Source organism: Enterobacter sp. CGMCC 5087 (assembly GCF_003144775.1).
In the GTDB taxonomy this organism is placed as follows: Bacteria; Pseudomonadota; Gammaproteobacteria; order Enterobacterales; family Enterobacteriaceae; genus Enterobacter; species Enterobacter cloacae_M.
In genome coordinates this window covers 1-9,206 of record NZ_QFXN01000288.1, presented here as the reverse complement: position 1 = coordinate 9,206, position 9,206 = coordinate 1, and the positions used below count along the sequence as shown (strand labels likewise).

Annotated in this window: 7 protein-coding genes; all 7 read left to right on the top strand. The window is 49.8% G+C overall.

Annotation, left to right across the window (positions count from 1 at the left end; all coding sequences use genetic code 11):
* Positions 1–82: 82 nt before the first annotated feature.
* A complete protein-coding gene (locus DEO48_RS24740; protein WP_109846566.1) occupies positions 83–2,350 on the top strand; it encodes a hypothetical protein in 2,268 nt (755 codons plus the stop codon).
* On the top strand, positions 2,337–2,927 hold the full coding sequence (locus tag DEO48_RS24735) for a hypothetical protein (RefSeq protein ID WP_109846565.1): 591 nt from the start codon (positions 2,337–2,339) through the stop codon (positions 2,925–2,927). Before DEO48_RS24740 ends, DEO48_RS24735 begins: the two co-directional genes overlap by 14 nt.
* A gap of 401 nt (positions 2,928–3,328) precedes the next feature.
* A complete protein-coding gene (locus DEO48_RS26630; RefSeq protein ID WP_146198333.1) occupies positions 3,329–3,733 on the top strand; it encodes a hypothetical protein in 405 nt (134 codons plus the stop codon).
* Positions 3,734–3,761: 28 nt separating this feature from the next.
* Positions 3,762–4,193, top strand: coding sequence for a glycoside hydrolase family 73 protein (locus DEO48_RS24730; RefSeq protein ID WP_181367053.1), 432 nt, complete (start codon positions 3,762–3,764; stop codon positions 4,191–4,193).
* A complete protein-coding gene (locus DEO48_RS24725; protein WP_109846563.1) occupies positions 4,171–4,527 on the top strand; it encodes a hypothetical protein in 357 nt (118 codons plus the stop codon). The genes DEO48_RS24730 and DEO48_RS24725 overlap by 23 nt, the downstream gene beginning before the upstream one ends.
* 102 nt (positions 4,528–4,629) lie before the next feature.
* Positions 4,630–5,547: a DUF4123 domain-containing protein gene (locus DEO48_RS24720; RefSeq protein WP_109846567.1), complete on the top strand. Its 918-nt coding sequence runs from the start codon at positions 4,630–4,632 to the stop codon at positions 5,545–5,547.
* 15 nt (positions 5,548–5,562) lie between these two features.
* Positions 5,563–9,206 (top strand): DUF6531 domain-containing protein (locus DEO48_RS24715; protein ID WP_109846562.1); only part of this gene is annotated, 3,644 nt, incomplete at its 3' end.

The window sequence follows — 9,206 nt, the reverse complement described above, 5'->3', positions numbered from 1 at the left end:
CGCTGACACCAGAACCCCTTCCGGATGTGAGAAAGCTTATCTCTCGCTGAAAGTCATTGATTAGACAAAAAAGGTCGTCCCGATGGAAACGCGTTATCCGATAAGGAATGCAAACGGCAAAGACTTTGACCGTCAGGAGGACATACTGACTCTGCTGCGCCAGGAAAAACACGGGCGCTGGCTGTCGGGCTCCAATGACATGTGGCACGGCGGCATACATATCAGCCGCAATACGGTGCCCTGGTCGGTGCTGACGCCGGATACCGGTGACGGTGCGGTACCGCTGCAGTGTATTGCCAGCGGAGAACTGGTGGCCTGGCGCGTGTGCCAGGATTACGTTATGGGCAATCTCGGCGACAAACCGCTGCAGTACTCGCCGTCATTTTTGCTGGTGCGCTCGGTCCATAAACCGACAAAAGATTCGTCCACCTGGCTGTGTTTTTACACGCTGTATATGCACCTTGCGCCGCTCTCCTGTTACCCGAAATGGACGGTGTATCAGGTGACCCCCAGGGGCAACGGTCTCATCATGCGTCAGTACAGCGGCAGTGAGGTGTCGGGGCAGAAAGCACCCCCTGAAGTCTCTCATAAAGCCCGTCTTCATAGTGGTGAGCAGGTGCTGATTGAGCGGCAGGAAACGTTCCTGCTGCACAACGGACAGGCGGAGGTGTTTGGCCTGGCGCAAAGACTGAAAGGCGGTGCTCCGGTGGGGGATAAGTTCTGGACTTCCGCCCGTCCTGAGTATGTGGCGCCTGTTGGTGAGCAGTACAGTTATCTGCCCGGCTGGATGTCGGCAGCGCTGAAGGCGGGGCAGTTTGATACCGTGGTGTGTCCTAAGGTGATGACGGCCATCAGGGCCGGTGATGCGATAGGATTTTTAGGTAAAGAAGAGGTACCGGACGAGTTTAGCAATGTAACGGCCGACTGGTTCTCGCACATCGAGGTACTGAGCAACGACGGGCGGATGCCGCTGTTTCTTAATAACCCGGCGCAGCTGCATACCGGACGCCAGTTTTTGCTGGTTCCTGAAGGAAAACAGCTTTACCAGCGTGAAGAGAAAGGTAGCAGCTATTCCTTTGAGCCGGTGGACCTGACAAACCGGGGAGATGCTGCAGATATCATCCCGGCCGAATCAGCCACGTCTGCGACAGACAGCGCCAGCGTGGCGTATCTGCAAATCCGTCCCGGCACCTGGATACGCAAGGATGATGTGGAAACGGTGAGTCAGAACGACCTGACGAAACTGAAATTCAAAGCCATAGGGCAGGAGCCTGCGAAGAACCAACTCCGCAGTCTGGAACAGCAGTGGGTCATTGATGCGTTTCGCTGGTTGAGTAGCCAAATATGGGCCGGACGCGACATGGAGTCCGGGCAGTTGCAGGCGTATTACACCAGAATGGCTGACGAGCTGGAAAAGGTGAACACTCCGGAGAATATACAGAACGAGAATCGGGACTCTGTATCCGACATGCTACGGCACCGGAATCTGTACGTTGATTTTTTGCTACGCAGGCTGGTGGTAAAACACGAAAGTGAGTGGCATGGCGGCAGCACTAACCCAAAATGGAATGGTGTGCTTGCCACAATGTCAGGCGACTCACTGGCTTATGTTCAGCAGTGGCTGGATGCGCATGAGTGGATGAGCCAGGTGCCGGAGTTCAGCAAAGATGAAGCGGTATGGCATTTTCATCCGGTTGAGTTTCTGGCAGTTATTGGAGGGGCTAAGCGAGGCTGGGCGCACAGCGCATTTGCAAACCTCATCTGTAATGCCGAATCCCGGAACGATTATACCGCCTATAACCAGACATATCCGCACCCGCACCCGACCCAGACAGAGGTGCATCGTAATACCAACCTGACTTCGATGACTCTTCAGCAGGTGATAGATGCACAGGGGGTTAACCAAATGTTTGCGACCGGACGGTATCAGATAACTCCCCCAGGACTCAATGAGGCTATTAGGGTTCTTCATCTGGATATGAATTCGTTGTACGACGAAGCAATGCAGGACAGGATTTTTAACGAATATATTATTAAAGTTAAACGACCGGCTATTATTGCGTATTTGGAAGGGGATGGTAGCGTGGACGAGGCTGCCTATGCCTGTGCGATGGAATTTGCATCGGTGGGCGTGAAACAGGGCAAAAAAATCAGCCCTGACCCACATGAGTTTGAAAAAAATCCTGACGGGTCATTTGTTCGTGATAAACATCACAACCTTGTACACAAAAAGCGTTATGCGAACGTTGATGGTATTGGATATTACAATGGCGACAAACTGAATAAGGTATTTATTATGCCAGATGATTTGATTCAGAAATTAAAGGACTCGAAAAATGAAGCTCAATAATCTTTTTCTGGGCTTTGCATTGCTGACTTTTACCGGCACAGCGTTTGCTGATAAGGATAATCCACAGTTTTCTGATTATCCTGTTGTTGTGAGTAAAGGGCCATTTGCAAAAAAAATTGCGCTATCAACAGAGCAGCAGAACTATACCGATAAATGGAAGCAAACCATGCAACGAGAGCTTGTCAAGCCTGTTAACTTTGCAGGTCATTACCGCCTTTATCTGAGTTGGAACGGTGAGTTGCCTAAAGAATGCGGAGACAAGCGCTGGGTCTGCGGCTGGGTGATTGATAAAATCTCAGGGGAAACAGTTTCTGAACTCCCTGAATTTAACGGCAATAAAGCATATTTTTCATACCATGCCAATGGCACTCCAGTCCCCGTGGATTTTATGCCAGAGTTTTATCCTGAAAGTAGTATGATATGGATTGAGGGTTCAAATATTCCGCCAACTGGAAAAATAAATAATAAATGCGAGAACATTGCATATACATTTAATGATTCAAAATTTATAACTGTGCTGGATGCTGGTAAGTGTGAAGTTGATTATGGTGATGACCCGAACGCTCCACGGCAGTAAAAATAAAGCATCAAATATGAGATCACGATTTTTAGAAAAAACTGGATATGATATATTAATGATGAAATCCATGCGTATGGGTGAAATGAAGGAGATGCTCAAAGCGCTAAGCTGGGTGATGTTGTTGGGAATGCCGGATAGCATAACATATGTGGCAGAGTGAACCATCCTGTCGCCTCATTCTGATGTTAGAACATTTACCAACACAGAATATGACTCCAAATTGCAAGTGAGCAACGTTATGGATGGTTCATTATATTAATTCAATTAGTGACCAAATTTATTTTTTTTCATCACTTAGCTAATGTACATAAACACTACTATAGATCTCTTACAGTTACGAATGGCATACCAAATACGCAAATCAAATTCTTAAATGGTTGGTTGGTTGGGATGGGTTGATGATTGTTTACAGGCGGATACATGAAATACTACCTATTTTTACTTTTTTTTGGATTCTATCTTGCGATGCAAGTGATTTTACAGGGTGCTGGGTATTTCTCGATAAAAATTCATCGTATACGTTAAATCTTACTCAAGATAATGGAAAGATTTCTGGTCATTATTGTTTCATAAATTCTGGTGGCAATAGAATCGATTGCGATAAAAAATCTTCTACTATATCCGGTGTTCTTGATGGAGATGCCAGCGTGATCTCATTCGGTGGTAGCGGTGAGGGACGATTGAAGTTTCTTGAGGGAAAGATCAGTTTGATAGTTACGAATTCTCAACCGTTTGATGACTTCAATATGCATATTCCAAAATTAATTTTAGTTAAAAAAATAATGGATGTTCTGATTGAGTAATACACATCAAAACTGATACGCCATTATTGTGATCAAACATGAGAGCGAATGGTGCGGCGGTAGTATAAATCCGAAATGGAAGGTCCCCGTTTCAGTATTGCTGGCACAGTCGGGTCTTGAGTCTGGATGGGGGAGGCAAGTCAAAAATAACGCTTATTTTGGAATTAAAGGTAAGTCTGCCTCAGGTGAAACAGCATCATTTACGACTCATGAGTATGAAAATGGGCATTATGTTTCAAAAACACAATCGTTCAGGGCATATCATGATTATGGAGAATCGGCAGATGATTATGGCAGGTTCTTATCTGAGAATAAACGATATAAACTGGCTTTTTCGTTTGCTACGGAACCAAATAGGTTTGTGCATGAAATTGCGAAAGCAGGTTATGCAACTGACCCTTCGTATGAAAATAAACTAATTAAAGTCATGAGTGGGTATGATTTATATGAATATGATTAATCGCTTTCTTTTTTCATTTTTGCTTTTGCTTTTTTTTGTTTTTTCTTTTTCTGTTCAGGCTGGGATGGATATGGATAATTTATCCGAGCTTGCCTTAAAGAAAATAAAAGGAAATAGTTTGACCACGCTAAGGCCTGAGTGTTTGTCTTTTGAATATCAGAAGGAAAATGAAAGGTATGTGTTTTTTAGTGTGCGTGAAAATAATGCTCCTGCTATTTGTGGTGGAGATGCAGATGTGTCAATTAAGTTGTTTGATATGAAATATGAGAAAAAAAATGGTTATTTCTTTATCGAGGATGATATGAATCCCGGTTCTTATCAACGTCTCAATTGAAAATGCAAGGGCTGTTGTTAGACGTTTTTCAATTTGATAATTAACAATGCCTTTAAAGTTATTTTCTTATCTGAACGTTATGATATTTTGGGAGCGTCACACGTGGCGATTTTGCAGCCTTTTCTTTTACATCATCAAACTACACATACTCAATGGCGCCAGACACTGGCAGAAGGCGGTTGTTTTATTCTTGCTGAAGCTGCCATTAATGATTCTGTTCCATGGTTGGCCGAAAAGTTGTCCGGAAAGAATGAACGGACGCGTTTGTACCGGGATAAGGCTGGGGCCATTCATGCGTCCATTTCGCCCTATATCATCCCGGTCAATACGAATAACTGGGAACAAGTGAAAGAACATGTCCTCACCCTTGACGGCTGGGGCGTAGGTGTCCGGTTGTCCTGGAAGCACAGTTCCCGGAGTGAAGAGAAGCAATTGCAGGTGCTTTCACAGCATCTGCGTTCCTGGCTGCTGGTGACCACGCCTGAACAGGACGATGTGACGTTACGCCTTGCCGACTGGCAGGTTGTCCGTCCGCTGCTGGAGGCCAGTACCCATCCTGAAGCAAAGGCTTTCTTCGGACCTGTTGCTGAATTCTGGCATCTTGCACCCGATGGTCCGGCTGAAAGGCTGGAACTGACCCATCACAGTGAACATTCCCTCAATATCACACAACCACGAATACTCAGCCCACTACAGTGGCAGGCCATTTTGACGCCTTCTCTTCTTAATACCCTGCAACGCTATATGACCCACCTCCGGCAGCACCATCCCCGCTGGCACGATACAGAAAACACCGAGCTGCAGCAGTTTACTGAACAGCACTACCAGCAGGCCCTTGAATCTGGTTTTCGTCATGACCGTGACATTGTGCGCTATCTGGCGCTGGCGAGCGAACTCCATCCCGGCTTTATCGGTGAAGCCTGGGCACAGGCCATTATGAGGGACGCTGAATATACCCCCGCCGGCAGTCGCATGGACCGTCTTTACCGTAAAGCGGTTGAAATGATGGATAACGCGTAAAACAAGGATGACGTCATGAGTGAAAATAAATCGGCAACGCTGGTAAGCAGTAACGATGCCGCTGAAAAGAACTTTTCTACTGAGAATAAAATCTCCGGAGGCTGCGTTAAGTGCGGCTGCGAGGCGCTGATTCATTACCATTATGATTCCGGAAAGCCGGTTCCTGATGCGCCCTTTGTGCTGACCGACAGCAATGGCACGCAGATTAATGGCCGGACCGACGCTGACGGCCTTTGTTTTATTTACGACATGGGATGCGGGACGTTTGAACTGATGCTGGATGAAGGTTCAGACACTTTTGAACCGGAAAAGGCAGAGACAAATAACCCGGTACTGCAGGAAAACCCTGAATATGCCCGTCTGGCGGGAGAGTACTTCACGCTGTTTCTGCTGCTTCGTAAGCAGGGGCTACTGGAATACGATGCTGAGGACAGCAGCGATAAACAGGTGACGGTCAATGATACCGGATGGCTGGGGGGAGTTTTTACCTCCATTCCGGAAAGTTATCGTGACGCGTATGTACGTTTTCGCCAGCTCGACCGGCAGGTTAATCAGGGCAATATCGCATTCAAAGAGGCTATTAATAAAATTCACCACCGTCTGGCCGCAGAAGTGGCTGACCATGTGGGGGATGATAACACCGCGCTTTTATTGTTCTGCCAGATTGCCCTGGGCTTTGTGCCCGTGGTCGGGCAGGCCATCGATTTTTATGCCATCGGTGAATGGGCATGGGACAGCTGGAAAAAACCGGACTCCCTGAATGACCCGCTACATATTGCTGATGGTGTGTTGTGCGCCATCGGTTTTGTCCCCGGTCTGGGGGATGCCATCAAAGTCTCCGGGCGGGCCATTCTGCGCGGACTGGAAAAATCCCATTTGCTCAATTCCGGTGATATCCAGTTTGCCATTCGCACTATCAGGGGACTCTCTGACGGCAATCTGGTGAAGGGGCTGAGTTATCTGCAGGGGCAACTTAAGCATTATGGCGCGCAGGCCCGGGCGTTGTTATCTGAGATACATTCAGCCCTGTCAAAAACCCTGACGGATGCGGCCAGTAACCGCTGGATTGTGCAGATGATCCACGCGGAGTTTCGTGCGCTGGTGGATGTGCTGGAACGACTCATTGAAAAATTTGATGCTTCAGTGGCGTACATCACGGCCAGGTTTGATGAGTTTGTTTCGAAAGTGGTTACCCGTGTATCGGATTCTGCACGCCCTAAAGGCAGCTATGAACGCAAAAATGCCGAAGGGATCTCAGCTGCAACAGTATCGGTGAATGCAGGCCGCAACCGGGGAGAAGTCGTGGATAAAACACGGCTTGAGCAGGACGCGCTGAAAAAGGATGAGGCCTGTCTGGCCTCCAGCAAACATTGCCAGACGGAAGGTGAACCGGTTGATATGGCGACCGGAGCTGTCGTGGACTGGCGTACTGATTTCTCCGTACCGGGATTCTTTCCGCTGGAATTACGCCGTTTCTATCGTTCCACCGGCGAGCGTCATTCTGGCCTGCTGGGTTCACTCTGGCGCTGTCAGTGGGATATGCACCTGACCTTGGATAACGGACTGGTCACGCTGACTGACGGTGAGTTCAACCAGCATGTCTTTGCTTCGCCGGATGAGGGTCAGCATCAGCGGGCGGCTTCCGGTCCCGAATGGCGTCTGAGTCGCGAACAGGGGAAACTCCGGCTACGCCATGTCGACGGCGTCCGTTATGAGTTTGAGTATGCGCAAGGCAAACAGCTTAATCTGACGTCAATGGAAGATCGCACGGGTAACCGTATTACTCTGCTGCGTGACCGGGGAACGTTACGCTGGATCGTGCTGCCGGACTGGCGTCTGATTTTTGCTGAAACTGAGCATAATCGCATCACCACACTGAGATTGTGTGACAGGGATAAAAGGGCGGTTAAAACGCTGGCTACGTATCGCTATGATACACAGGGACATTTATTTGAAGTGCGTGCCGGTGCAGGACGAAGCTTCGATTATCGCTATTCCCCCGAAGGCTGGATGCTCCGGTGGAATGACCTGTCGCAAACGTGGGTGGAGCATACTTACGACCACAGGGGGCGTGCGCTTACCGACAGAACATCCGGCGACTACTGGCGTGGACGATATGTCTGGGACGATGAGACCCTCACCGGCCATTACCATAACGGCTTTGGTGGAGTTGTGAGCTATACCCGGGACCACAGAAATAACATCCTCTGTCGTCGTCAGGCTGATGGCGGGGAAAATCGTTTTGAATGGCTGGACGGCGAGCTTGCGGCACAAACCGACCCGCTGGGCAACCGCACGGAATACCAGAGGAATTCGTGGGGGCAGGTTGTTGCCGTCACCCGGCCAGACGGAACCAGCCAGCGCTATGATTACGACGATGAAGGCGTATTGCAGGCATATACCGATCCCTGTGGTGCGGTCTGGCAGTATGAGCATGACCCGCAGGGGCTGCTGTTGGCAGTTCAGGATCCGGAGAACCGGCGCCGGGAACAACGCTGGACAGAACGGGGACAGCTGGCCTTCCTGCATTCGCCGGATGGTCGTGAGCAGCACTGGCAGTATAACGCGCACGGGCTGGCAGAGCGTATTGAATCAACGGGCATACCTCCGGTGCAATTTCTCTATGATAAACAGCATCGTCTTACTGAACGCCGGATCGTTCCGGAAAACGGGAAAATACTGTTTCGTCGCTGGGAATATAAGGGAAGCAGTGAAGCGCCCTGTCTGGTGCGTTATGAAAATGCCACTGAAAGTCATCTGAAATGGGATGCAGAGGGCAATCTGACTTCCGTACGTGACGCACTGGGGCTGGTAAACCGTTACACCTGGGGGGCGTTTGATAATCTTACCGGGATAACTAACCCGGAGGGGGCCACCGTCAGGCTTCACTATAACGCGGAAGCTGAGTTTGCAGGCGTTACCAACAGCCATGGTCAGAAGTGGATATACCGGTTTGACGCCTGCGGGCGGTTATCCGAAGAGCGTCACTATGACGGACGGCTGTACCGGTATGAGTACGATGTCTGCGGACAGCTCAACGCCCGCCATGCGCCGGATGGCAGCGTGCTGCGTTATGGCTACGATAAGGTCCGTCGCCTCAGCGACATCACGGCTTATCGCGCAGACGGAGAGCAGGAAAGCATCACGACGTTCAGCTATGACGCCGCAGGGCGGTTGCTGAAAGCCGCAGGCGCAGATGCGGTGGTGGAATATGAATGGAGTCCGTCGGGTAAGATACTCTGTGAACGCGTTAACGGGCAGGCGATTCGTTCTGTCTATGATGAAACCGGTCAGCGGGTGGTCGCTGACGGACTGCTGAAAGAACTGGGGCTCAGCTGGCATCAGGGGCGTCTGGCCGCGCTGTCGGTGGGGAGTCATCAGCCGCTGACGTTCAGCCATAATGGGGCTGGCCTGGAACAACAGCGCAGCAACGGTCAGGGATTTTCGCTCCGGCATGAATGGAGTGACACCGGACTGCTGGTGCGTCAGTCTCTGGCACCGGACGGTGGTCGGGTGAATGACGTGCTGGAGCGTCAATACCGGTACGATGTACTGGATCGCCTGGTGGGTATTGACGACAGCCACTGGGGAAACCGGGAGTTCAGGCTGAATGGCACCGGGCAGATAACCGGAGAGCGTGGCGGGCGGGATGCACGCAT